The organism is Lacinutrix sp. C3R15 (genome assembly GCF_018860825.1).
GTDB lineage: Bacteria > Bacteroidota > Bacteroidia > Flavobacteriales > Flavobacteriaceae > Oceanihabitans.
On the sequence record NZ_JAHKPZ010000015.1, the window covers coordinates 283,386 to 306,930 of the forward strand.

The window sequence follows — 23,545 nt, forward strand, 5'->3', positions numbered from 1 at the left end:
TTAAGTGTTTGTTGTTATAGAATTATAAATAAGTTTTGCTGTTTTTTTGCTAGCACCTCTTCCTCCTAGCTTTTTTTCTAATTCATAATAGTTTATAAAAAACTTGGTTCTTTGGTACTCGTCTAAAATAATATCTAATTCTTCTTTTAACCTTTTGGTGTTAAAGTCATTTTGAATCAACTCAGTAACCACTTCTTTGTTCATAATTAAATTGACCAAAGAAATAAATTTAAGAGTGATTATGCGTTTGCCAATTTGATAAGATAACCAACTCCCTTTATAGCATACTACTTGTGGCACTTTAAAAAGGGCTGTTTCTAAAGTAGCCGTACCAGAGGTTACTAAGGCAGCCGTAGAAACACTAAGTAAATCGTAGGTTTTGTTAGAAATAAAAGCAACGTTTTTTGTTTTTATAAATTGCGAATAAAAACTGTAATCTTGGCTTGGTGCTCCAGCAATTACAAACTGGTAATTAGGATAATCTTTAACAACACTAAGCATAACAGCTAACATTTTTTTAATTTCTTGTTTTCTGCTACCCGGAAGCACTGCAATTATTGGTTTTTCATTTAATTGGTATTCTTTTCTAAATGTGTATTCATCAACCTGTGATCTGTTTGCAATAGCATCAATTAACGGATGCCCAACAAAATGTACTTTGTAATTGTATTTCTTGTAAAAGTCTTCAACAAAGGGAAGAATAACATACATGGCATCTACATACTTTTTTATTTTTTCAACTCGATTTGCTCTAGATGCCCAAACTTGAGGAGATATATAATAATGCGTTTTGTAATTGTGCTCTTTTGCCCACTTCGCAATACGTAAGTTAAAGCCAGAATTATCTATAAAAATGACCACATCTGGTTGGTAAGAGGCTATGTCTTTTTTACATAAAGAAATAGCTTTAAAAATAGCATTTATATTTAAAAGCACTTCTGCAAAACCCATAAAGGCTCTTTCTTTATAATGTTTTACTAAAGTACCACCAACACTTTGCATAAGGTCTCCTCCCCAAAATCTAAATGTAGCATGAACGTCTTGTTTTTGTAATGCTTTCATTAAATTAGAGCCGTGTAAATCACCCGAAGCTTCTCCTGCAATAATGTAATATTTCATTTATAAAAATTTAAACGCAAAGGTTAATATTGCAATAAAAATAGTAATTATAAGTACTCCTTTTGCTTTGTTGTCTTGTCTTTTGCTTATAAAGAAAAAGAATGCAATTAAATTTAAAATGGCTCCTAAACTTATTAGCTGGTTAAGAAAACCTTGTGCTTTTGCTGTTTCTAAACCAAGTATAAAACCTTCTCCTTTTCCTAATACTTTAGTGGCTATAAATAAACCAATAATGTTTGCTATTAAACCAACTACTAAACCAATGGTAATGTCTTTTTTCATATTTGTTTTCCACCTTAGTGGAATTCATTTTTTTAAAATTATAGATTTAAAAATCCCAGGTGTTTAATTTTTGTACACAATGATGAGCCGTTAAATCAAATTTTACAGGTACTACAGAAACATACCCGTTTTGTAATGCCCATTCATCTGTGTCTTCTCCTTTATCTAAATTAATAAATTTTCCGGTAAGCCAATAATATTCTTTGCCTTGCGGACTAATTCTTTTGTCAAACTCTTCTTTCCAGTTAGCCTTTGCTTGCCTACAAATTCTTACTCCTTTAATATCTTTTTTTTCTAGTTTAGGAATGTTTACATTTAAAACCACACCTTCTGGTAGTCCATTTTTAAGAACATTTAAGGCAATGCTTTTTGCGTAGACTTTGGCTGCTTCAAAATTAGCATTCCAATTATAATCTAACAATGAAAATCCTATAGAAGGAATCCCTTCAATACCTGCTTCTAATGCAGCACTCATTGTTCCAGAATAAATTACATTAATTGATGAATTAGAGCCATGGTTAATACCAGAAACACATAAATCTGGTTTTCGGTCTAAAATTTCACTTTTTGCAATTTTTACACAATCTACAGGTGTGCCAGAACAGCTGTATTCTTTTTGGTTTCCCTCATCAATAGATACTTGTTCTAAATGCAAGGTAGAGTCTAATGTAACAGCATGACCCATTCCGCTTTGCGGACTGTCTGGTGCTACAACAACAACTTCACCAATGGTTTTCATAACTTCAATTAATGCTCTAATGCCTGGAGCAGTAATACCATCGTCATTGGTTACTAAAATAAGTGGTTTTTTTGTCATGTAGTGCAGGTTTTTAGCTACGCTAAAATACGTTTTTTATATAGGATATACTTAATTAAATAGGTTTAACAAAAAATTAGTAGCAAATACCTTTTATCGGCATGGTTTTTTCTTTAATTTAGTAAATTCACTTAAATCCCTAACTTGAATCTGTTATAGGTTTAAATTAATTAATGTAATTAAAAATGAAAAACAAATATAATATACTAATTCTGTTGCTTTTATTGGCCTTTGGGTCTTGTAGTTTTACAAGTAAAACTTTTGATGATCCAGATAAAGATAAACTGTTGATACAGGTAATTACTTATGTTTTAGAACGTGGCCACTTTGATCCTAAAGATTTGAATGACGACTTTTCGGTTGCTGTTTATACAGATTACTTAGAACAGCTAGACCCTTTAAAACGCTATTTCTATAAGTCTGATTTAGAGGATTTTGAAAAATATAAAACTCAAATTGATGATCAACTAAAAACATATGATATTACTTTCTTTAATTTAACACATGAGCGTTTACTTAAACGTATAGAAGAAACTAAAGCTATTTATAAAGATATTTTAAGTAAGCCTTTCAATTATTCTTTAAATGAAAGTTATAATTCAGATTATGAAAAATTAGAATATGTAAAGAATAAAAAGCAAATGAAAGAACGTTGGAGACAACAACTTAAATTTACTACTATTTCTAATTATGATGAGTTAGTTGTAGAAAATGAAAAAAGTGAAAAAGAAAAAAAATCACTAGCAGAATTAGAAAAAGAATCTCGCGAAGAAACCTTAAAATCTATTGATAATTATTACAATGATTATATAGATGATCAACAACGTAAAGATTGGTTTTCTGTATATGTAAATGCTATTGTAGAAGAATTTGATCCACATACTTTTTATTTCGCACCAGAAGATAAAGATCGTTTTGACCAACAAATGTCAGGTAAATTAGAAGGGATTGGAGCTAGACTATCTAAAAGAATGGATAACACTAAAATAGTAGAGCTAATTTCTGGTGGTCCTGCTTGGAGAGGAAATGAGTTAGAGGTTGGTGATATCATCCAGAAAGTACGTCAAGAAGATGAAGAAGAAGCAGTAAATATTATAGGTATGCGTTTAGATGATGCTATAAAGCTTATTAAAGGTCCAAAAGGAACGCAAGTAAACCTTACTGTTAAAAAAGTAGATGGTAGTATTGAAGAAATTTCTATTACAAGAGATATTGTAGAGCTAGAAGAAACCTACGCTAAATCTTCTATAGTTAAAAATAACGATAAGCGTTTTGGTGTAATAAATTTACCTAAATTTTATGTAGATTTTGAAGACTACAGAAAACGTAACGCTGCAAGTGATATTAAACTAGAAATTGAACGCTTAAAAGCAGAAGGAATGGAAGGTCTTGTTTTAGATCTTCGTAACAATGGTGGTGGTTCTTTACAAACAGTTGTAGATATGGCTGGTTTGTTTATTAAAGATGGGCCAATTGTACAAGTAAAATCTACAGGAGAACCAAAAGAGGTTTTAAAAGATAAAGATAAATCTATAGTTTGGGATGGACCTTTAGTAATTTTAGTAAACGAACTCTCCGCTTCTGCATCCGAAATATTAGCAGCAGCTATGCAGGATTATAAAAGAGCAATTATTATAGGAAGCAAGCAAACCTACGGAAAAGGTACAGTACAAAACGTTTTAGATTTAAACAGGATGGTACGTAATAACTCTCAAGGAGATTTAGGAGCTTTAAAATTAACAACGCAAAAGTTTTATAGAATTAATGGTGGTTCTACACAATTAGAAGGGGTAAAAAGTGATGTTGTTGTACCAGACAGATATAGTTTTATTAATGTAGGTGAAAAAGATCAGGAAAATCCACTGCCTTGGGATAAAATTGAAGCTGTAGATTATACTTATTGGGATAGCTACTTTGATTACGATACTACCATACAAAAAAGTCAAGAACGTATGAGTAATAATGAGCAATTAAAGTTAATTGAAGAAAATGCAAAATGGGTTAAATCTAGAATGGATGAAAATACACATCCTTTAAATTATAATGCTTTTAAACAAAAGATAGAATTAAATGAAGAAGAAGCAAAACGCTTTGATAAAATAGCAGAATACCAAACAAATTTAACTTTTGAGTCTTTACCTTATGAAAGTCAGCTTTTTGCAACAGATTCTATTTTAAAAGAAAAACGTGATAGATGGCATCAAAGTCTTAGTCAAGACGTATATATGGAAGAAGCTTTACATGTGTTAGAAGATTTAAAAATGTCTTACACAGTTAAAAATGTAGCTGCAACAGTAAAAGAATAAACTATTCATGAGTAGTAATACCAACTCATTAAGTGCATTAGCGCTCCAAAAATTTAAAAACAATTTTTGGGGCGTTTTTAGTTTTTGGTTTATTGTATGTATTGGTTTAATTTCGGTATTTGCTTATGCAATAGCGCCAGATAATTCGCAGTATGCAAACCAAATGCATTTGTCTATACACTCCAAAAAACCAGGATTTAAAGTGCAAATGCTAACCATGCCTTCTACAATAAAAAACAAGCAAAATTTTTTTGAAAAGCTTTTCTTCGGAAGAAAAAATACAGATACCGAAATTCCTATTTCTAGCTATATTGTTCAAAGAAACAAAATAATTTATACAGAATATGCTTCTGATGGATTGCAAGGTGAAAGCAAAACTATAGAAAACAACAACTTATCAGAAGCAGCGTTAAACGCATTAATCACCACTAAAACCTTTCTTTTTGGTACAGATAAATATGGAAGAGACCTTTTAAGTAGAATATTGGTAGGAGCAAGAATTTCATTTTTTATTGGTTTTGTAGCTGTTTTTATATCCTTACTAATTGGTGTTTTTATGGGAAGCGTTGCAGGATATTGTGGTGGTAAACTAGATGCTTTTATTATGTGGATTATTAATATTACATGGTCTATACCAACATTGTTACTGGTTATAGCAATTACCTTAGCTTTAGGTAAGGGGTTTTGGCAAGTTTTTATTGCTGTTGGCTTAACTATGTGGGTAGAAGTAGCAAGAGTGGTTAGAGGGCAAATAATTAGTGCAAAAGAAATGCAATATGTTACTGCGGCAAAAGCCCTAGGTTTTACAGATTTTAGAATTATTACCAAGCATATTTTACCAAATATTATGGCGCCAGTAATTGTAATTTCTGCAGCAAATTTTGCAGCAGCTATTTTAGTAGAAAGCGGTTTAAGTTTTCTTGGTATTGGTGCGCAACCTCCAATGGCAAGTTGGGGAGCAATGATAAAAGATCATTATAATTACATCATTTTAGGAAAACCATATTTAGCCTTAATTCCTGGTTTGTGTATTATGACTTTGGTAATGGCATTTATGCTAATAGGTAATGCGCTTCGTGATGCCTTAGATGTAAAAAGTTAATACCATCTTGTTTTTAAGTTGCAGTAATATTAGAGTTGTATTTATTCTAACTCCATATTCGTGTTTAAAGAGTCTATATATTCTAATACATCTTCTTTACCAATGTCTTTAGATGAAGACGTAATAAAGTAGTTTGGTACTTCTTCCCAAGTTTCTAAAAGTACTTTTTTGTAATCTTCCACATGGTTTTCAATAGCCTTAGGTTTAAGCTTATCTGCTTTAGTAAATATAATAGAAAAAGGTATTCCGTTTTCACCCAGCCACTGCATAAACTCTAAATCTATAGGCTGTGGTTTGTGTCTTATGTCTACTAAAACAAAACCAGTAACTAGTTGTTCTCTTGAAGCAAAATATTGGGTGATAAATTTTTGAAATGTCTTTTTTGCAGATTTAGATACACGAGCGTAACCATAACCAGGTAAATCTACCAGATACCATTCTTTATTAATTAAAAAATGGTTTATAAGTTGTGTTTTTCCTGGTCTACCAGAGGTTTTAGCAAGGCTTTTTCTGCTGGTAAGCATGTTTATAAGTGATGATTTACCTACGTTACTTCTACCAATAAAAGCATATTCCGGAATATTGTTTTTCGGACATTTTGCAACATTAGAGTTGCTCATTACAAATTCTGCAGATTTTATTTTCATTGCTATTGTGTTTCCGTGAATAGGGAAATCTCATTAAATTAATACTAAAAAATCAAAGGTAAAGACATAAGAGTAAGTTACCAAAAGAGTAGCACTAAAAGACAGATTAGCACTTATTGTGTATTCTTTTAATTTTTTTATAGATTTCTACTTACTAACCATTTATCAAGTATCTGGTTAAAGGTGTCAGGATGTTCCATCATTGCAGCATGACCACATTTGTCAATCCAAAATAATTCAGAATCTGGCAATAATTCGTTAAACTCAACAGCAACTTCAGGTGGTGTTACAGTATCGTTTTTTCCCCAAATAATGCAAGTAGGTACTTGCATTTGTGGTAAATCATTAGCCATATTATGTCTAATAGCACTTTTAGCAATTGCTAGGGTTTTTATAAGTTTGTTTCTGTTGTTTACGGTTTCATAAACTTCATCTACAATTTCTTTAGTAGCAACAGCAGGATCATAAAAAACGTCTTGTGCTTTCTTTTTTATTACTTCATAGTCACTACGTTTGGTATAACCTCCACCCATTGCACTTTCATATAAGCCAGAGCTTCCTGTAATAACTAGGGCTTTAACTTTTTCAGGATACAGTTTGGTATGGTATAAACCAATATGTCCACCTAATGAATTACCTAGTAAAATAACATCATTTAATTCTTTAAATTCAATGAAACTGTGCAGGTAAGTTGCAAAAGATTTAACATTAGTTTTTAGTAAAGACATGCTGTAAATAGGTAGCACTGGGATAATAACTTTATATCCTTTATTGCTAAAATGTTTCGTAACAGCATCAAAATTACTAAGTCCTCCCATAAGACCATGAAGAACAATAATTGGCTTGCCTTCTCCAACCTCAATGTAGTTGTAATCTTTTTCTTTTTTTAAGCGATGCGTCATGTATAAATAGTCATTTCTATTAAAAACAAATATAGGTAAATCATTCAAATTATAACTATTTAAATAAAAACACTATGAGAGTTTCTTTAATGAGATGTTAACAATCCTTATAAATCATTTTCTGTAGGTTTTAAGTTGTTGGTTTGTAGTGTTTAGCGCGCTTTTCAGAATTTTGTAATCGAAATAAAATATCATTTAGTCGAAAATTTATTAACAATGTGGTAAATAGTGGTAAAAAGTGGTAGAATTTTCAATATATTTGAATCTTAATCGTTTTTACATATAAAAGATACATTGAACTCATTAATAGGAACATACGAATGCAAGGTAGATGCTAAAGGAAGGCTTATGCTTCCTGCTGCGCTTAAAAAGCAGTTGTCTCCTGTGTTACAAGATGGGTTTGTGCTTAAACGAGCTGTTTTTCAGCCTTGCTTAGAGTTGTACCCAATGCATGAGTGGCAAGCTTTAATGGCTAAGATGAATACTTTGAATCGTTTTAAGAAAAAAAACAATGATTTTATTCGTCGTTTTACGGCAGGTGTAAAAATGATTGAAGTAGATGCAACAGGAAGATTGTTGATACCAAAAGACCTTGTGGTTTTTGCAGATATTTCAAAAGAGATTGTTGTTTCATCGGCAATTAACATTGTTGAAATTTGGGATAAAAATAAGTACGAACAAGCTATTGATGATGCTGCTGTAGATTTTGCGGATTTGGCAGAGGAAGTAATGGGACAAGACGAAGAAGAGCATGGAATATCATAACCCAGTTTTATTAAAAGAAACCGTTGATGGTTTAAACATTGTAGAAGATGGCATTTATGTAGATGTTACTTTTGGTGGTGGTGGGCATAGTCGAGAGATTTTAAAAAGACTTGGTGCTAACGGTAAATTGTATGCGTTTGACCAGGATACAGATGCTCTTGAAAATGCTATAGATGATGAGAGATTTACATTAATACATGAAAACTTTAGGTATATAAAGCGTTTTTTAAGGTTTTATGGTGTAAAGCAGGTAGATGGTATTTTGGCAGATTTTGGTGTTTCATCTCATCAATTTGATGTTGCAGAACGTGGTTTTTCAACAAGGTTTGAGGCAGATTTAGATATGCGAATGAATCAGCAAAATGAGGTTTCTGCATATCATGTGGTTAATGAGTATGATGAAGAGCAATTAAAGCAAGTGCTTTTGCAGTATGGTGAATTAAGACAGGCTCCTGCAATGGCTAGAGAAATTGTAGAGCAAAGAAAAAATGAGCCGATAAAAACAAGTGATCAACTAAAAAAAGTATTAAAACGCTTTTTGCAACATAAAAAAGAAAATAAAGTATTAGCGCAAATTTATCAAGCTATTCGTATTGAGGTAAATCAGGAAATTGAAGCGTTAAAAGAATTTTTGCTACAAACGCCAGAGGTATTAAAGCCTAAAGGTCGTTTGAGTTTTATATCGTACCATTCTTTAGAAGATAGGTTGGTAAAACGCTTTATAAGAAATGGTTTGTTTGAGGGAGAACCAGAGCGTGATGTGTTTGGTAATTTTGAAGTGCCTCTTAAAAAAGTTGGAGGTTTAATTGTGCCAGACAAAGAAGAGATAAGAAAGAATAACAGGGCAAGAAGTGCAAAGCTTCGTGTTGCAGAAAAGTTAGAGCTTAAAGGTTAATCGCTAAAAGCTTAATGAAATGAAGAAAAGTATCTATGGCATATTAAAAGGAAGGTTTCTAGTAAGTGACGATGCGTTTAAAAACTGGAAAATGATTTTTTTTATTTCTGGTTTAGCTATAGTAATGATTGCAAGTTCGCATAGTGCAGATAAAAAAGTGCATGAAATTGCAAAATTAAATAATCAAGTTAAAGAGCTTCGTTCTGCCATGATAGATGGTAGAGGAAGGTTAATGAAACTGAAAAAGGAATCTTTTTTAGAAAATAAAATGGCAGAAAAAGGAATCGCTATTTCAGAGGTTCCGCCAAAAAAAATAAAAGTTAAATCACAAAAAGAATAGTTCAACTTTGGCAACAAGCGAAAAGAACATATTAAACCGATTGTATTTCATAGCAGGATGTATGTTCATCTTTGCTCTAGCAGTGGTGTTTAAACTTTTGAGCATTCAGTTTGTGCAAGGGGATAAGTATAAAGAGTTGGCACATAGCAGAACTATTAAAGAAGTTCCAATTCCTGCAAACCGAGGAAATGTGTATTCTGTTAACGGTAATTTGTTGGCGACATCTATTCCTAAATATGATATTAGAATTGATGCGGTTACACCTTCTGCTAAAACCTTTGAAGAAAATTTAAAACCTTTAAGTGAAGCGCTTTCCAAATATTCAGGAAGACCTGTTTCGTATTATCAAAAAGAATTACGTAAAGCAAGAGTAAATAGAAATAGATATTATTTACTAGCTAGAAATATTGGGTATTCAGATTATATTAAGTTTCGCAATTTTCCAATGTTAAAGCTTGGCGCTTTTAAAGGAGGTTTAATTGTAGAGCAAACTACAAAACGGGAGCATCCAATGGGTGGCATTGCAGAGCGTACTATTGGTTATGAGCGTACTGATGATGCTGGTAATGTTACAAGGCCAGGAATAGATGGTGCTTTTGGTGTTAAGTATTTGCGTGGTACAGATGGTTTGCGTTTAAAACAAAAAATAGGAAAAGGACAGTGGAAACCTATTGTAGATTATGATCAGGTAGAAGCTAAAGATGGTTATGATGTGTATACAACAATTGATGTAAATATTCAAGATATAGCACATCATGCACTTTTAAAACAGTTAGAATATTATGAGGCAGAACATGGTTGTGTAGTAGTAATGGAGGTAGAAACTGGTGAGATTAGAGCAATTTCTAATCTTGGTAGAACAAGTAAAGGTGGTTATTATGAAAAACTAAACTATGCTGTTGGTGAGTCTCATGAACCAGGATCTACGTTTAAAGTAATGGCTTTAATGGCTGCTTTAGAAGATAGAGTTATAGATACGTCTACGGTTGTAGATACAGGAAACGGAAGAAAACGGTTTTACGGAAGAACCATTAGTGATTCGCATCGTGGCGGATTTGGTAAAGTTTCAGCAGCAAGAGCTTTAGAGGTTTCTTCTAATATAGGTTTAGCAACTATTGTAGATGAGCATTATTCTAAAAAACCAGAAAAATTTCTTAAAACATTAAGAAAATGGAAATTAGATCAGCCATTGGGTGTTTCTATTATTGGTGAAGGTAATCCTGTGATTCCTAAGCCAGGAGATAAAATTTGGAGTAAAAATGCATTGCCATCTATGGCTTATGGGTATAATATGCAATTAACTCCTTTACAAACATTAGCTTTTTACAATGCTATTGCTAATAATGGAGAGCTAATTAAGCCAAGGTTTTTAAAAGCGGTTAAAGAGTTTGATAGAAATGTAGAAACGTTTAAAAAAGAGGTGATTGTCGATAAAATTTGTTCAGACGAAACACTTTCTAAAATAAAAGACATTCTTAAAAATATAGTAGTAAGAGGAACTGGTAAAAAGTTGTATTCTGAAACGTTTTCTATGGCAGGAAAAACAGGAACAGCTAGAACAGATTATGCAAATAATGAAGAATGGAATAAAAACCCAAAGTACATTTCTTCTTTTGCAGGGTATTTTCCAGCGGAAAAACCTAAGTATTCTTGTATTGTAGTAATACATAAGCCAAGTATAAAGGTTGGGTATTATGGAGCAGATGTAACAGGTCCTGTGTTTAAACGTATTGCTCAAAAAATATTTACAGACACACCAATTGTAGATGAAGTGGTGTCTTTAGAGGTGCAAAATCCATCTGTAGAAAAGGAATTTGAAAGTTATTACAATACAGCGCAAACCTATAAAACAATAATGCCAAGTGTGGTTGGTTTACCTGCAATGGATGCTGTTTCCTTATTAGAAAATATGGATGTAGATGTGCAGGTGAAAATTTTGGGTTCTGGTACTGTTAAAAAACAATCTATAGATAAAAATACAAAACTTAAAAATAAACAAACAATAGTTTTAGAAGCGTCGTGACAAATTTTAAAGACATATTATATAAGGTAAACATCAATGCTGTTGTTGGTAGTACAAACGTGTATATTAGAAATATTGATTTCGATTCGCGTAAAATTGCTATTAATGATGTTTTTGTTGCTGTAAAAGGTGCTGTTGTAGATGGTCATGATTATATAAAACAAGCCATTCAGCAAGGAGCAATGGCTGTGGTTTGTGAAAATTTACCGCATAATTTAAATCCTAAAGTTACCTATGTAGAAGTAGAGAATGCTACTAAAGCATTGGCTATTATGGCTTCAAATTATTATGGTTCTCCTTCAAAAAATCTAAAACTTGTTGGTGTTACAGGAACTAATGGTAAAACAACTATTGCAACTCTTTTGTATCAGCTATTTAAAAATGCTGGTTATAAAGTAGGTTTGCTTTCTACCGTAAAAATAATGGTAGATGCTAAAGAGTATAAGGCAACACACACTACGCCAGATTCTTTAACAATTAATCGTTATTTAAAAGAAATGAATGACGAAGGTGTAGAGTTTTGTTTTATGGAAGTTAGCTCGCATGGTATTCATCAAAATAGAACCGAAGCGCTTTATTTTGAAGGAGGAATTTTTACCAATCTATCGCATGATCACTTAGATTATCACAAATCATTTGCGGAGTATCGAGATGTTAAAAAAGCATTTTTTGATAGTCTTCCATCAAACGCTTTTGCACTTGTAAATACAGATGATAAAAATGGCATGGTGATGCTTCAAAATACAAAAGCAAGAAAATGTACCTATGCTTTAAAAAGCTATGCGGATTATAAAGCGCAAATTTTAGAAAACCAATTTAGCGGTTTGTTGCTTAAGGTAGAAGATGCAGAAGTTTGGACCAAACTTATCGGAAAATTTAACGCCTACAATGTATTAGCAATTTATGCTACTGCAGAATTACTAGGTCTTGAAAAAGTAGAAATACTTAGGTTAATAAGCGAACTAGAAAGTGTTAGTGGTCGTTTTCAATATTTAATTTCAGACGATAAAATTACTGCAATAGTAGATTATGCACATACACCAGATGCCTTGCAAAATGTCTTGGAAACTATAAATAGCATACGTACTAAAAACGAACAACTAATAACCGTTGTTGGTTGTGGTGGTGATAGAGATAAAACCAAAAGACCAAAAATGGGGAACATTGCTTCTTCTTTAAGTACTAAAGTGATTTTTACTAGTGATAATCCTAGAAGTGAAGTGCCAGAAACAATTATTGAAGAAATTGAAAAAGGAGTAGATCCTTTAAATTATAAAAAAGTACTCGCAATTGTAGATAGAAAACAGGCTATTAAAACAGCGTGTCAACTTGCAAATGCAAATGATATCATATTAATAGCAGGAAAAGGGCATGAAGCTTATCAGGAAATTAATGGCAAGCGCCATGATTTTGATGATTATAAAATAGTGCAGGAGCTTTTAAAACAATTGCAAAAATAAAAAGATAAAATAAGAGAAGAATGTTGTGCTGAGCTTGTTGAAGCATGACAAAAATAAACAATAAAGAATGCTGTATTACTTATTTGAATATTTAGAAAAACAATACCAATTTCCGGGAGCATCACTCTTTGGGTTTATCACCTTTAGAGCTGCTGTTGCCATTATAATATCTTTGTTGTTTTCTACAATATTTGGTAAACGTATTATTCGTTTTTTACAAAAACAACAAGTAGGTGAAACTATTAGAGATTTAGGTTTAGAAGGTCAGGCAGAAAAATCAGGTACACCAACAATGGGAGGAATTATTATTATTCTTGCTACATTAATTCCTGTGCTATTGCTGGCAAAATTAGAGAATACTTACATTATTTTATTAATAGTAACTACTTTATGGATGGGAGCTATTGGTTTTATAGATGATTATATTAAAAAGTTTAAAAACGATAAAGAAGGTTTAAAAGGAAGGTTTAAAATATTAGGGCAAGTAGGTTTAGGTGTTATTGTAGGTGCTACATTATACTTTAATCCTAATGTAACTATAAAAGAAAAGCTTCCAGTAGCACAGCAACAAGAAATTTTAGCTGAAAATCCGAATGCTTTACCTAGTAAGTTTTTTGCAGCAGAAGAGCAGTCTACCAAAACTACAATTCCTTTTGTAAAAGGAAACGAGTTTGATTATGCAGATTTAATTACCTGGATTAATCCAGCTTGGGCAAAATATGCATGGATTATTTTTATTCTAGCATCTATATTTATTATTACTGCAGTTTCTAATGGAGCAAATCTTACAGATGGAATAGATGGTCTTGCAGCAGGAACTTCGGCCATTATAGTATTAACGCTAGGTATTTTTGCTTTTGTTTCTGGGCACATTGTGTTTTCAGATTATTTAAACATTATGTACATACCAAGAATAGAAGAAATTACTATTTATATAGCTGCTTTTGTGGGTGCACTCATAGGGTTTCTGTGGTACAATACATATCCTGCGCAAGTTTTTATGGGAGATACAGGAAGTTTAACCATAGGCGGAATTATTGCTGTGATTGCAATTGCAGTTAGAAAAGAATGGTTGATTCCTGTTTTATGCGGAATCTTCTTAGCAGAAAATTTATCTGTAGTAATGCAGGTAAGTTGGTTTAAATATACCAAGAAAAAATATGGCGAAGGCCGACGCATTTTTAAAATGTCGCCTTTGCATCATCACTATCAAAAATCAGGATATCACGAAAGTAAAATTGTAACCAGATTCTGGATTGTTGGAATTTTATTGGCAATACTTTCTATAGTAACCTTGAAAATTAGATAAATAATTTGTCATTCCTACTGTTGTGGGAGTAGATAGGAGTAAAAATGAAAAAGAAACGATTAGTCATATTAGGAGGAGGAGAAAGCGGTGTGGGTACAGCGCTTTTAGCAAAGGCTAAAGGATATGAAGTTTTTGTTTCAGATAAAGGAATAATAAAAGAAAAATATAAAAAAGTTCTTATACATAATGAGATTGAATGGGAGGAGCAGAAGCATACAGAATCTAAAATTCTTAATGCTTATGTAGTAATGAAAAGCCCAGGAATTCCCGAAAAAGTAGCTTTAGTACAACAGCTAATTAATAAAGAGATTCCTGTTATTTCAGAAATAGAATTTGCTTCAAAATATACCAAAGCAACTATAGTTGGTATTACGGGAAGCAATGGTAAAACTACAACAGCTACGCTAACAAACCATATTTTAAAACAAGAGTTAAACGTTGGTTTAGCTGGTAATATTGGAGACAGTTTTGCAAAACAAGTTTTAGAAAAAGATTATAAAAACTATGTTTTAGAAATAAGTAGTTTTCAGTTAGATGGTATTGTAGATTTTAAACCTCAAATAGCTGTAATAACTAATATTACTCCAGATCATTTAGATAGATATAATTATCAATTTGAAAACTATATCGCTTCTAAATTTAGTATTGCTAAAAATCAAACCAAAGAGGATTATTTGATTTATGATGCAGATGATGAAGTAATTACTAATTGGTTAAAAGCACATCCAGTTCAATCTAAATTATTACCGTTTTCATTAGTGAAAACTATAAAAAATGGTGCGTATTTAGAACAAGAAAATATAATAATAACAATAGATAACAACCAAATAATTATGCCAACAAGCAAACTAGCATTAGAAGGTAAACACAATTTAAAAAATGCAATGGCTGCATCTACTGTGGCGCATTTATTAAAAATAAGAAAACAAACGATACGTGAAAGTCTAGAAAACTTTCAGGGAGTAGAGCATCGTTTAGAGCACGTGTTAAAAATTAACAAAGTACAATACATAAACGATTCTAAAGCAACTAATGTAAATGCAACCTATTATGCATTAGAAAGTATGGATGCGCCAACAATCTGGATTGTTGGTGGTGTAGATAAAGGAAATAATTATGAAGAACTTTTTCCTTTTGTTAATGAAAAAGTAAAAGCAATTATTTGTCTTGGTGTAGATAATGAAAAACTAATGCGCACCTTTGGTGGTATGGTAGATGTTATTGTTGAAACACAATATATGAATGAGGCTATTAAAATAGCATATAAAGTTGCAGAGTCTGGAGATAATGTGTTGTTGTCACCTGCTTGTGCAAGTTTTGATTTGTTTGAAAATTATGAAGACAGAGGAAGACAGTTTAAAGAAGCTGTAAGAAATCTATAAATAATTTTAAAAAAAAACGTCGATATAAAGTAGGAGTAATTAATTAAAAAGTCATTCTAGATTACTTAAAAGTAAAAAATGCAAGAACTATTTAAAAATATAAAAGGAGATCGGTTAATTTGGGCAATAGCAGCGCTGTTGGCTATTTTTTCGTTCTTACCTGTGTATAGTGCAGCAAGCAATTTAGCTTATGTTGGTGGTACAGGTAATACCTTTTCGTTTTTTATAAAACATTTCATGCATCTGTTTTTAGGTTTTGTAATTATGTTTGGAATTCATAAAATTCCGTATAGATATTTTAGAGGTTTGTCTATGATTATGATTCCTGTAGTATTGGTTTTATTGGTTGTAACCATGCTGCAAGGAACCACTATTGAAGGCGCTAATGCAAGTAGATGGATTCAAATTCCAATAGTTAATATGTCTTTTCAAACGTCTACACTCGCAGCTGTGGTACTTATGGTGTATGTAGCTAGGTATATGTCTAAAATACATGAAAAAGAATTTACTTTTGTAGAAACTATTTTGCCGCTTTGGGTACCTGTTTTTTTAGTGTTAATACTTATACTTCCTGCTAATTTTTCAACAGCAGCAATTATGTTTGTTATGGCTGTAATGTTGGTGTTTTTAGGAGGGTATCCAATACGCTACTTAGCAGTAATTATTGGTTCAGGAATATTAGCTCTAGTACTTTTTGTTTTGGTAGCAAAAGCATTTCCAGAAGCTATGCCTAACAGGGTAGATACCTGGATGAGTAGAATAGAAAGTTTCTCTAATGGTGAAGATACAGAGGCAGATTACCAAATAGAAAAAGCGAAAATTGCAATTGCTTCAGGTGGTGTTCAAGGTGTAGGTCCGGGTAAAAGTATTCAGAAAAACTTTTTGCCACAATCCTCTTCCGATTTTATTTTTGCAATTATAATAGAAGAGTACGGTTTAATTGGTGGTTTTTTACTAATGATATTATATATGTGGCTGCTTTTTAGAATCCTTATTGTGGCCCAGAAATCAGATACCGTTTTTGGTAAGCTTTTAGTGCTTGGTGTTGGTTTGCCAATTGTTTTTCAAGCATTAATTAATATGGCTGTAGCTGTTGAGTTGTTTCCTGTAACAGGGCAAACCTTACCATTGGTTAGTAGTGGTGGTACTTCTATTTGGATGACCTGCCTTGCTATTGGTATTGTGTTGAGTGTAAGTGCAAAAAGAGAAGAAGATAAAAACAAAGAGAGTCAAGAAAATAAAGAAGATAATCCGTTAGAAATTCTTTCGGAAGCAATATAAATTAAAAAAAATAAATAAAATGGCACGCTGAGCTTGTCTAAGTGCTGCAGAAAATAAAAGTGAATACTAAGAAAAAAACATATAGAATTATCCTTTCAGGAGGAGGAACAGGAGGGCATATTTATCCTGCAATTGCAATTGCAAATGAATTAAAGTCGCGTTTTTCTGATGCTGAGTTTTTGTTTGTTGGTGCAAAAGATAGAATGGAAATGGAAAAAGTGCCGCAAGCTGGTTATGCTATAAAAGGACTTTGGATTTCTGGTATTCAGCGTAAACTAACATTAAAAAATGTAATGTTTCCATTCAAGCTAATAAGTAGTTTGTATCACGCTAAAAAAATTATAAAACAATTTAAACCAGATATAGCTATTGGTACAGGAGGATTTGCAAGCGGACCTTTATTGCAAATGGCAACAGCAAAAGGTGTTCCTGCTTTAATACAAGAGCAAAATTCTTTTCCAGGTATTACCAATAAATTATTAGCAAAAAAAGTACAGCGAATTTGTGTTGCTTATGATGGTTTAGAGCGTTTTTTTCCAAAAACAAAAATGATTAAAACAGGAAACCCTGTTCGTCAAGACTTGTTAGATATAGACTCTAAAGTAGCCGAAGCAAAAAAATATTTCAACTTAATTGAAGGTAAAAAAACACTTTTGGTTATTGGAGGTAGTTTAGGAGCAAGACGTATTAATGAGTTGATAAAAGAAGAGTTAGATTATTTTAATACGTTAAATATACAAGTGATTTGGCAATGTGGAAAATTGTATTATAAAACATATAAAATTGAAGGAAACGAAAAACATGTACAGCTTCATGAATTTATAAATAATATGGATTTAGCTTATGCAGCAGCAGATGTAATTATTTCACGTGCAGGAGCAAGTTCTGTAAGTGAGCTTTGTATTGTTGGTAAGCCTGTAATTTTTATTCCATCACCAAATGTAGCAGAAGATCATCAAACAAAAAATGCCATGGCAATTGTTAATGAAAATGCAGCTATGTTAATTAAAGAAAGTGATCTGGTTGTAGATTTTGAAAACAAATTTACACAACTAATAGCTTCTCCAGAAAAACAAAAAGAATTAGGAGAAAATATTAAGAAACTAGCATTAGTGAATGCAACAAAAGAAATTGCAGACGAGGTTGAAAAACTTTTAAATAAATAATTAAATTAAACGGAGTTGGTATTCCTGCGTAAGCAGGAAATCACTCGTAAAAAAAATAGATTCCTGCCTTTGTAGGAATGACAAAATGAATTTAAAAAATATACATAACATCTATTTTGTTGGCATTGGTGGCATTGGCATGAGTGCGCTTGCGCGTTATTTTAAAGCTAGTGGTAAAAATGTAGCTGGTTATGATAAAACCCAAACTGCAGTTACAGACAGTTTGGTAGATTTAGGTGTAAAAATACATTTTGAAGATTCTATATCACAAGTTGATGATGCTTTTTTAAACTATGATACCACTTTGGTAGTGTATACTCCAGCGGTTCCTAAAGACCATAAAGAGCTTGCTTATTTTAAAAACGATAAAAACTTTACTGTTTTAAAACGATCTGAAATTTTAGGGCTAATTACTAAAAACACTTTTTGTTTGGCAGTAGCAGGTACGCATGGTAAAACAACAACAACAAGTATTTTAGGTCATTTGTTGTACCAATGTAATGTAGAGTTAACTGCTTTTTTAGGAGGAATAAGTGAAAATTATAATTCTAATTTAATACTAAACGGAAACAAAGTTTCTGTAGTTGAAGCAGATGAGTTTGATAGATCATTCTTAACATTGTCACCAGATTTGGCATGCATAACTTCTATGGATGCAGATCACTTAGATATTTATGGCGATGCTTCCGAATTGATAAAATCATTTAAAGATTTTACAGAAAAAATAAAACCAAGCGGAAAACTCTTTGTTAAAAACGGTTTGCCTTTACAAGGAATTACCTACGGAATTGAAGATGATGCAGATTATTCTATACAAAATATAAAAATTCAAAATGGTGTTTATGTGTTTGATGTAAAAATGCCAAATGCAACACTAGAAAAAGTTCAATTTAACCTACCTGGTAGACATAACTTGTCGAATGCATTAATAGCCTTGGCGATGGCTGCAGAATATGGTTGCCCTCACCAGCAGCTCGCCAAAGCATTAGCATCTTACAAAGGCGTTAAACGAAGGTTTACCTATCAAATTAAAACCGAAGAATTGGTTTTTATAGATGACTATGCACATCATCCAGAAGAAATAAATGCAGTGCATCAAGCAGTTCGTGAAATGTATCCAAACAAGAGAGTATTGGCAATATTTCAACCTCATTTGTTTTCAAGAACAAAAGATTTTGTAGATGATTTTGCTACAAGTTTAGCACAGTTTGATGAAGTGATGTTGTTAGATATTTATCCAGCAAGAGAATTGCCAATTGAAGGAGTTACTTCTAACTGGTTATTGCAAAAAATACAAAACAAAAACAAACAACTTGTTGCTAAAAATGAGTTGGTTACAAAAATAAAAGACAGTAAAGCACAAATAATTTTAACTATTGGTGCAGGAGATATAGGAGCCGAAGTAGAACATATTAAAAAAGGATTAAGCGTTGCGAGTTAATTGGAACTATATAAAAATGGTTGTACTGCTAGTGTTAGTAGTGTTTCTGTATGCTTTTTCAACAACAAAAAATAAGGTTAGAAAAGTATCTCAGCCACAGGTGCAATTTCTTGGTGATAATAACCTGTTTATAACGCAGGCCAATGTTAGTAAGTTGTTAATACAAAATCAAGAAACTGTTACAAATGCATCTAAAGAAATTTTAGATTTGAATAAATTAGAATCTGTCCTAAATTCTAATCCAATGATAAAGTCTGCGCAAGTGTATCTTTCTGTAAATGGTGAACTTAAAGCAGAAGTGAAGCAAAAAAAACCTATAGCAAGAGTAAGTGCTAATACGTCCTATTATATAGATGATCAAGGCAGTTATATGCCACTATCTAAAAATCATGCCGCAAGAGTACCTTTGGTAACCGGTTTTGTGAAAAAAGAAGCGCTTGCAAATGTGTTTAAAATTGCAGAAAAAATAAATAAAGATGCTTTTTTAAATAAATATGTGATAGAGATTCATCAAAATGAAGATAATAGTATTTATTTAAAGTTAAGACAAGCTACCTTTGTAGTGCATTTAGGTAAATTAAATCAACTAGATAAAAAGATAAATAACCTTAAGGCATTTTATCAACAAGCATTAAAAGAAAAGACACTTAATAATTACAGTAAAGTTAATTTACAGTTTGATAACCAAGTAGTGTGCACCAAAACGTAAACTATGGAAAATAATATAGCAGTAGGACTTGACATTGGAACCACAAAAATTGTGGCTATGATTGGTCGAAAAAATGAATATGGAAAGGTAGAGATTTTAGGTATAGGTAAATCTAAAAGCCTTGGTGTACATCGTGGTGTAGTAAATAATATTACACAAACTATTCAGTCTATTCAATTGGCAGTACAAGAAGCAGAAACTGCTGCTGCAACAAAAATAGAAGGAGTAACTGTTGGTATTGCAGGACAACATATAAGAAGCTTGCAACATAGTGATTATATAACAAGAGCAAATTCAGATCAGGTTATAGATGAAGAGGATATAGATAGACTAATTAATCAAGTGCATAAGTTGGTAATGCTTCCAGGTGAAGAAATTATACATGTACTACCTCAAGAATATAAAGTAGATGGTCAAGCCGAAATAAAAGAGCCAGTAGGTATGTATGGCGGAAGATTAGAAGCTAATTTTCATGTAGTAGTTGGTCAAGTTTCTTCTATTAGAAATGTAGGTAGATGTATACAAAGTGCAGGACTAAAATTAGAAGGCGTAACACTAGAACCTTTAGCATCTTCTAACGCTGTATTAAGTCAAGAAGAAAAAGAAGCTGGAGTTGCACTTATTGATATAGGAGGAGGAACAACAGACTTAGCTATTTTTAGAGATGGCATTATTCGTCATACTGCTGTAATTCCTTTTGGAGGTAATGTGATAACAGAAGATATAAAAGAAGGTTGTTCTATTATAGAAAAGCAAGCAGAGCTTTTAAAAATAAAATTTGGATCTGCCTGGCCAGGAGAAAATAAAGACAATGAAATTGTTTCAATACCAGGATTAAGAGGTAGAGAGCCAAAAGAAATTACATTAAAAAATCTCTCTAAAATAATACATGCTAGAGTCGTTGAAATTATTGAGCAAGTATATGTAGAGATTAAAAATTATGGTCACGAAGAACAAAAAAAGAAACTTATTGCAGGAATAGTTTTAACAGGAGGAGGCTCACAATTAAAACATTTAAAGCAATTGGTAGAGTTTATAACAGGAATGGATACTAGAATAGGATTTCCTAATGAGCATCTTGCAGGTAATAGTGATGATGAGATTACAAGTCCGTTGTTTGCTACAGCTGTAGGATTGGTTATGGATGGCTTAAAAAGAAACGAAAGAAAAAAAGCCGAATCTATTGCAGAAGAAATTGAAAATATTGAAGGAGAAGAAGAAAATGAAAACAAAGATGAAAAAGAAGTAATAGAAAAACAACCAATAAAAGAAAGACGTTCGTTTTTAGACAAATTAGGAGAGCGTTTAAAAGATTTTTTAGATAACATAGAGTAAAGTAATAAGTAAGAAAATAAAACCGAAATTCATGAGCAGCAACAAAGAATTCGAAACCAACATAGCATTTGATTTACCAAAAAATCAATCCAATGTAATTAAAGTTATAGGAGTAGGTGGTGGAGGTAGCAACGCTATCAACCACATGTTTCAACAAGGCATTAAAGGAGTAGACTTCGTAATCTGTAATACAGATGCGCAAGCACTTCAAAACAGCGGTGTACCAAACAAAATTCAATTAGGTCTTAACCTTACTGAAGGGTTAGGTGCAGGTGCAAATCCAGATGTAGGAGAACAATCTGCAATTGAAAGTTTTGAAGATCTACAACGCATGCTAGATACCAATACTAAAATGATTTTCATTACCGCAGGAATGGGAGGAGGAACTGGTACTGGTGCAGCGCCTATTATTGCTAAAATGGCTAAAGATTTAGACATTTTAACAGTAGGTATTGTTACAATGCCTTTTCAGTTTGAAGGAAAAATGCGTAATGAACAAGCTCAAGAAGGTATTGAAAAATTAAGAAACGTAGTAGACTCTTTAATTGTAATAAACAATAATAAACTTCGTGATGTATATGGTAATCTGGGCTTTAAAGCTGGGTTCTCTAAAGCAGATGAAGTGCTATCTACTGCTGCTCGTGGTATAGCAGAAGTTATAACTCACCACTACACACAAAATATTGATTTACGTGATGCTAAAACCGTTTTAAGTAGCAGCGGAACAGCTATTATGGGTTCTGCTAGTTCTTCTGGTCAAAATCGTGCGCATGAAGCAATACGTAAAGCTTTAGATTCGCCTTTACTTAATGATAATAAAATTATTGGAGCTAAAAACGTATTGTTGCTAATTGTTTCAGGAGCTCAAGAAATTACTATTGATGAAATAGGAGAAATCAATGATCATATTCAAAACGAAGCAGGTCATGGTGCAAATATTATTATGGGTGTTGGTGAAGATGAGTCTTTAGATGAGTCTATTGCTGTAACTATTATAGCTACGGGTTTTGATATCGAGCAGCAAGATGAAATCTCGAATACCGAAACTAAAAAAGTAATTCATACGCTTGAAGAAGAAAAAAACTTAGAAAAAGAAATTCCTAATAAAGGAAATAATCCAGTAATACTAAAACCTAATATTGAGTTAGAGAAAAAAGTAGCGCCTCCAATTGTGAAGCATACTTTAGATTTAAACGACTTAGAAGACGTTTATGAAACTCCTAAAAAGGAAGTGTCAAAACCGGAAAATTTAATTCCAACTACAGAAAAAATTAAAAATATTCATGTAGTACATGATGAAGTAGTTGTACCTAAAGTTACAGAAGAGAAAGGTATTACAGAAACTCAATTTAAAGAAGATACTTTTGAAGATACCTTACAAGAAGATGATTTTGTAATAACAAATGCAACACCAGAAGCTGAAACAATTACAGACTTTGAAGAAGAGAAACAGATAACATTAACTTTTGATATGCCCTTAAGTGCGCCTGTAACTCCTGCTGTGCCAGAAATTGAAGATACTAAAGAAGAAGTAATTGAGGAAGATAACAAAGTTGTTCATAATTTAAATAATGAAGAAATTAAAAATGTTCCTGTAAATGATTATGTAGAGCTTGTATCTGTTACAGAAACAAATAAAGATGGAGAAATACGTTATGCTTTAGATGATTATTTAGATTTTGAATCTACTGATGAGTCTAAGAAAAAAGAACCACAAGTAGAAATAGTAGATAAAGAACTAGACCAAGAAGTTTTTTTTGAAAAGAAAGAAGTAACAAAGGTTGTGGTAAAAGAAGAGGTAGAAGAAATTGACCCAATGAATAGTCCAATTTCAGATGCGCTAAAAGACAGAGCAGAAGAACGCAGACGTAAAATGAAAGACTTTAACTATAAATTCAATAATTCAAAAATTGACGATATAGAAAAAGTGCCAGCATACAAACGTCAAGGAGTAGACTTACATGATGCACAACATTCATCAGAAAAAACAAGTATGTCTAGTACAAGTTTGAGTATAGATGATAATGATGATATGTTACTAAGAAGTAATAATTCATTCTTACATGATAATGTAGATTAATGAAACTTTATTTTAAAAAAGCAGATGATTAAAAACGGAGTAGCTTAATTAATTCCGTTTTTATAACGCAATCTCATAAAATAAAAGTGATTAATAGCAACTAACCCGAAAAAATCTTTTAAAGAATTTTCGGGTTTTTTAGTTTAATCCTTTAGCTTCCTACACGCAACTGCGCACTTTTTTA

Annotated in this window: 20 protein-coding genes; 15 read left to right on the plus strand and 5 right to left on the minus strand. The window is 32.0% G+C overall.

The genetic code is table 11. The annotated features are described in order from the left end of the window. Genes lpxB through surE form a run of 3 tightly spaced genes read right to left on the minus strand, consistent with a single transcriptional unit; the run spans position 1 to position 2,218 of the window. The gene (gene lpxB / locus KO494_RS06680) at positions 1–1,119 is read right to left on the minus strand and encodes a lipid-A-disaccharide synthase (protein WP_215966820.1); all 1,119 of its coding nucleotides are present in this window, start codon (positions 1,117–1,119) and stop codon (positions 1–3) included. Beyond that, positions 1,120–1,401, minus strand: coding sequence for a hypothetical protein (locus KO494_RS06685; protein ID WP_215966821.1), 282 nt, complete (start codon positions 1,399–1,401; stop codon positions 1,120–1,122). A 46-nt stretch (positions 1,402–1,447) separates the two neighbouring features. Continuing rightward, positions 1,448–2,218 (minus strand): 5'/3'-nucleotidase SurE, encoded by a 771-nt coding sequence (gene surE, locus KO494_RS06690; RefSeq protein ID WP_215966822.1) that lies wholly within the window; start codon positions 2,216–2,218, stop codon positions 1,448–1,450. A 185-nt stretch (positions 2,219–2,403) separates the two neighbouring features. On the opposite strand from surE, the gene KO494_RS06695 reads away from it, so the two are divergent. Both KO494_RS06695 and KO494_RS06700 read left to right on the plus strand, forming a co-directional pair. Continuing rightward, positions 2,404–4,524: a carboxy terminal-processing peptidase gene (locus KO494_RS06695; protein WP_215966823.1), complete on the plus strand. Its 2,121-nt coding sequence runs from the start codon at positions 2,404–2,406 to the stop codon at positions 4,522–4,524. 7 nt (positions 4,525–4,531) lie between these two features. Next, positions 4,532–5,626: an ABC transporter permease gene (locus tag KO494_RS06700; protein WP_215966824.1), complete on the plus strand. Its 1,095-nt coding sequence runs from the start codon at positions 4,532–4,534 to the stop codon at positions 5,624–5,626. A gap of 41 nt (positions 5,627–5,667) precedes the next feature. Here KO494_RS06700 and yihA read toward each other — a convergent pair whose 3' ends face one another. Both yihA and KO494_RS06710 read right to left on the minus strand, forming a co-directional pair. Next, entirely contained in the window at positions 5,668–6,273 is a 606-nt protein-coding gene (gene yihA, locus KO494_RS06705) for a ribosome biogenesis GTP-binding protein YihA/YsxC (protein ID WP_215966825.1), read from the minus strand. A 137-nt stretch (positions 6,274–6,410) separates the two neighbouring features. Continuing rightward, positions 6,411–7,175 (minus strand): alpha/beta fold hydrolase, encoded by a 765-nt coding sequence (locus KO494_RS06710; protein WP_215967027.1) that lies wholly within the window; start codon positions 7,173–7,175, stop codon positions 6,411–6,413. Between the two features lie 294 nt (positions 7,176–7,469). Here KO494_RS06710 and mraZ point away from each other — a divergent pair, with 294 nt between their 5' ends. The 13 genes from mraZ (at position 7,470) to ftsZ (ending at position 23,361) form a co-directional block, all read left to right on the plus strand. After that, positions 7,470–7,940, plus strand: coding sequence for a division/cell wall cluster transcriptional repressor MraZ (gene mraZ / locus KO494_RS06715; RefSeq protein WP_215966826.1), 471 nt, complete (start codon positions 7,470–7,472; stop codon positions 7,938–7,940). Further along, positions 7,927–8,835, plus strand: a complete 909-nt coding sequence (gene rsmH / locus KO494_RS06720; RefSeq protein WP_215966827.1) for a 16S rRNA (cytosine(1402)-N(4))-methyltransferase RsmH — start codon at positions 7,927–7,929, stop codon at positions 8,833–8,835. Before mraZ ends, rsmH begins: the two co-directional genes overlap by 14 nt. Before the next feature lie 19 nt (positions 8,836–8,854). After that, complete coding sequence (locus KO494_RS06725) at positions 8,855–9,175, plus strand: FtsL-like putative cell division protein (protein WP_215966828.1); 321 nt, start codon at positions 8,855–8,857, stop codon at positions 9,173–9,175. A 61-nt stretch (positions 9,176–9,236) separates the two neighbouring features. Further along, positions 9,237–11,198, plus strand: coding sequence for a penicillin-binding protein (locus KO494_RS06730; RefSeq protein WP_215967028.1), 1,962 nt, complete (start codon positions 9,237–9,239; stop codon positions 11,196–11,198). Further along, complete coding sequence (locus KO494_RS06735; RefSeq protein ID WP_215966829.1) at positions 11,195–12,658, plus strand: UDP-N-acetylmuramoyl-L-alanyl-D-glutamate--2,6-diaminopimelate ligase; 1,464 nt, start codon at positions 11,195–11,197, stop codon at positions 12,656–12,658. The genes KO494_RS06730 and KO494_RS06735 overlap by 4 nt, the downstream gene beginning before the upstream one ends. 67 nt (positions 12,659–12,725) lie before the next feature. Further along, positions 12,726–13,967: a phospho-N-acetylmuramoyl-pentapeptide-transferase gene (gene mraY, locus KO494_RS06740; protein ID WP_215966830.1), complete on the plus strand. Its 1,242-nt coding sequence runs from the start codon at positions 12,726–12,728 to the stop codon at positions 13,965–13,967. A 44-nt stretch (positions 13,968–14,011) separates the two neighbouring features. Continuing rightward, on the plus strand, positions 14,012–15,349 hold the full coding sequence (gene murD, locus KO494_RS06745; protein ID WP_215966831.1) for a UDP-N-acetylmuramoyl-L-alanine--D-glutamate ligase: 1,338 nt from the start codon (positions 14,012–14,014) through the stop codon (positions 15,347–15,349). A 78-nt stretch (positions 15,350–15,427) separates the two neighbouring features. Further along, entirely contained in the window at positions 15,428–16,630 is a 1,203-nt protein-coding gene (locus tag KO494_RS06750) for an FtsW/RodA/SpoVE family cell cycle protein (protein ID WP_215966832.1), read from the plus strand. 59 nt (positions 16,631–16,689) lie between these two features. After that, positions 16,690–17,796: an undecaprenyldiphospho-muramoylpentapeptide beta-N-acetylglucosaminyltransferase gene (gene murG / locus KO494_RS06755; protein ID WP_215966833.1), complete on the plus strand. Its 1,107-nt coding sequence runs from the start codon at positions 16,690–16,692 to the stop codon at positions 17,794–17,796. Positions 17,797–17,881: 85 nt separating this feature from the next. Beyond that, on the plus strand, positions 17,882–19,237 hold the full coding sequence (gene murC / locus KO494_RS06760) for a UDP-N-acetylmuramate--L-alanine ligase (protein WP_215966834.1): 1,356 nt from the start codon (positions 17,882–17,884) through the stop codon (positions 19,235–19,237). 16 nt (positions 19,238–19,253) lie between these two features. Continuing rightward, positions 19,254–19,946: a cell division protein FtsQ/DivIB gene (locus tag KO494_RS06765; protein WP_368496057.1), complete on the plus strand. Its 693-nt coding sequence runs from the start codon at positions 19,254–19,256 to the stop codon at positions 19,944–19,946. Positions 19,947–19,949: 3 nt separating this feature from the next. Then, positions 19,950–21,281: a cell division protein FtsA gene (gene ftsA, locus KO494_RS06770; RefSeq protein WP_215966836.1), complete on the plus strand. Its 1,332-nt coding sequence runs from the start codon at positions 19,950–19,952 to the stop codon at positions 21,279–21,281. A 31-nt stretch (positions 21,282–21,312) separates the two neighbouring features. Next, entirely contained in the window at positions 21,313–23,361 is a 2,049-nt protein-coding gene (gene ftsZ, locus KO494_RS06775) for a cell division protein FtsZ (protein ID WP_215966837.1), read from the plus strand. The last annotated feature ends 184 nt before the right edge of the window (positions 23,362–23,545 follow it).

Bases quoted from the DNA above. Each gene is read 5' to 3' on its own strand.
- KO494_RS06730 (WP_215967028.1), top strand. From the start codon at position 9,237: ATGTTCATCTTTGCTCTAGCAGTGGTGTTTAAACTTTTGAGCATTCAG.
- lpxB (WP_215966820.1), bottom strand. From the start codon at position 1,119: ATGAAATATTACATTATTGCAGGAGAAGCTTCGGGTGATTTACACGGC.
- ftsZ (WP_215966837.1), top strand. From the start codon at position 21,313: ATGAGCAGCAACAAAGAATTCGAAACCAACATAGCATTTGATTTACCA.
- KO494_RS06750 (WP_215966832.1), top strand. From the start codon at position 15,428: ATGCAAGAACTATTTAAAAATATAAAAGGAGATCGGTTAATTTGGGCA.
- KO494_RS06685 (WP_215966821.1), bottom strand. From the start codon at position 1,401: ATGAAAAAAGACATTACCATTGGTTTAGTAGTTGGTTTAATAGCAAAC.
- ftsA (WP_215966836.1), top strand. From the start codon at position 19,950: ATGGAAAATAATATAGCAGTAGGACTTGACATTGGAACCACAAAAATT.
- murC (WP_215966834.1), top strand. From the start codon at position 17,882: ATGAATTTAAAAAATATACATAACATCTATTTTGTTGGCATTGGTGGC.
- surE (WP_215966822.1), bottom strand. From the start codon at position 2,218: ATGACAAAAAAACCACTTATTTTAGTAACCAATGACGATGGTATTACT.
- KO494_RS06765 (WP_368496057.1), top strand. From the start codon at position 19,254: ATGGTTGTACTGCTAGTGTTAGTAGTGTTTCTGTATGCTTTTTCAACA.
- KO494_RS06710 (WP_215967027.1), bottom strand. From the start codon at position 7,175: ATGACGCATCGCTTAAAAAAAGAAAAAGATTACAACTACATTGAGGTT.
- KO494_RS06725 (WP_215966828.1), top strand. From the start codon at position 8,855: ATGAAGAAAAGTATCTATGGCATATTAAAAGGAAGGTTTCTAGTAAGT.
- rsmH (WP_215966827.1), top strand. From the start codon at position 7,927: ATGGAATATCATAACCCAGTTTTATTAAAAGAAACCGTTGATGGTTTA.
- KO494_RS06700 (WP_215966824.1), top strand. From the start codon at position 4,532: ATGAGTAGTAATACCAACTCATTAAGTGCATTAGCGCTCCAAAAATTT.
- yihA (WP_215966825.1), bottom strand. From the start codon at position 6,273: ATGAAAATAAAATCTGCAGAATTTGTAATGAGCAACTCTAATGTTGCA.
- murD (WP_215966831.1), top strand. From the start codon at position 14,012: ATGAAAAAGAAACGATTAGTCATATTAGGAGGAGGAGAAAGCGGTGTG.
- KO494_RS06695 (WP_215966823.1), top strand. From the start codon at position 2,404: ATGAAAAACAAATATAATATACTAATTCTGTTGCTTTTATTGGCCTTT.
- mraY (WP_215966830.1), top strand. From the start codon at position 12,726: ATGCTGTATTACTTATTTGAATATTTAGAAAAACAATACCAATTTCCG.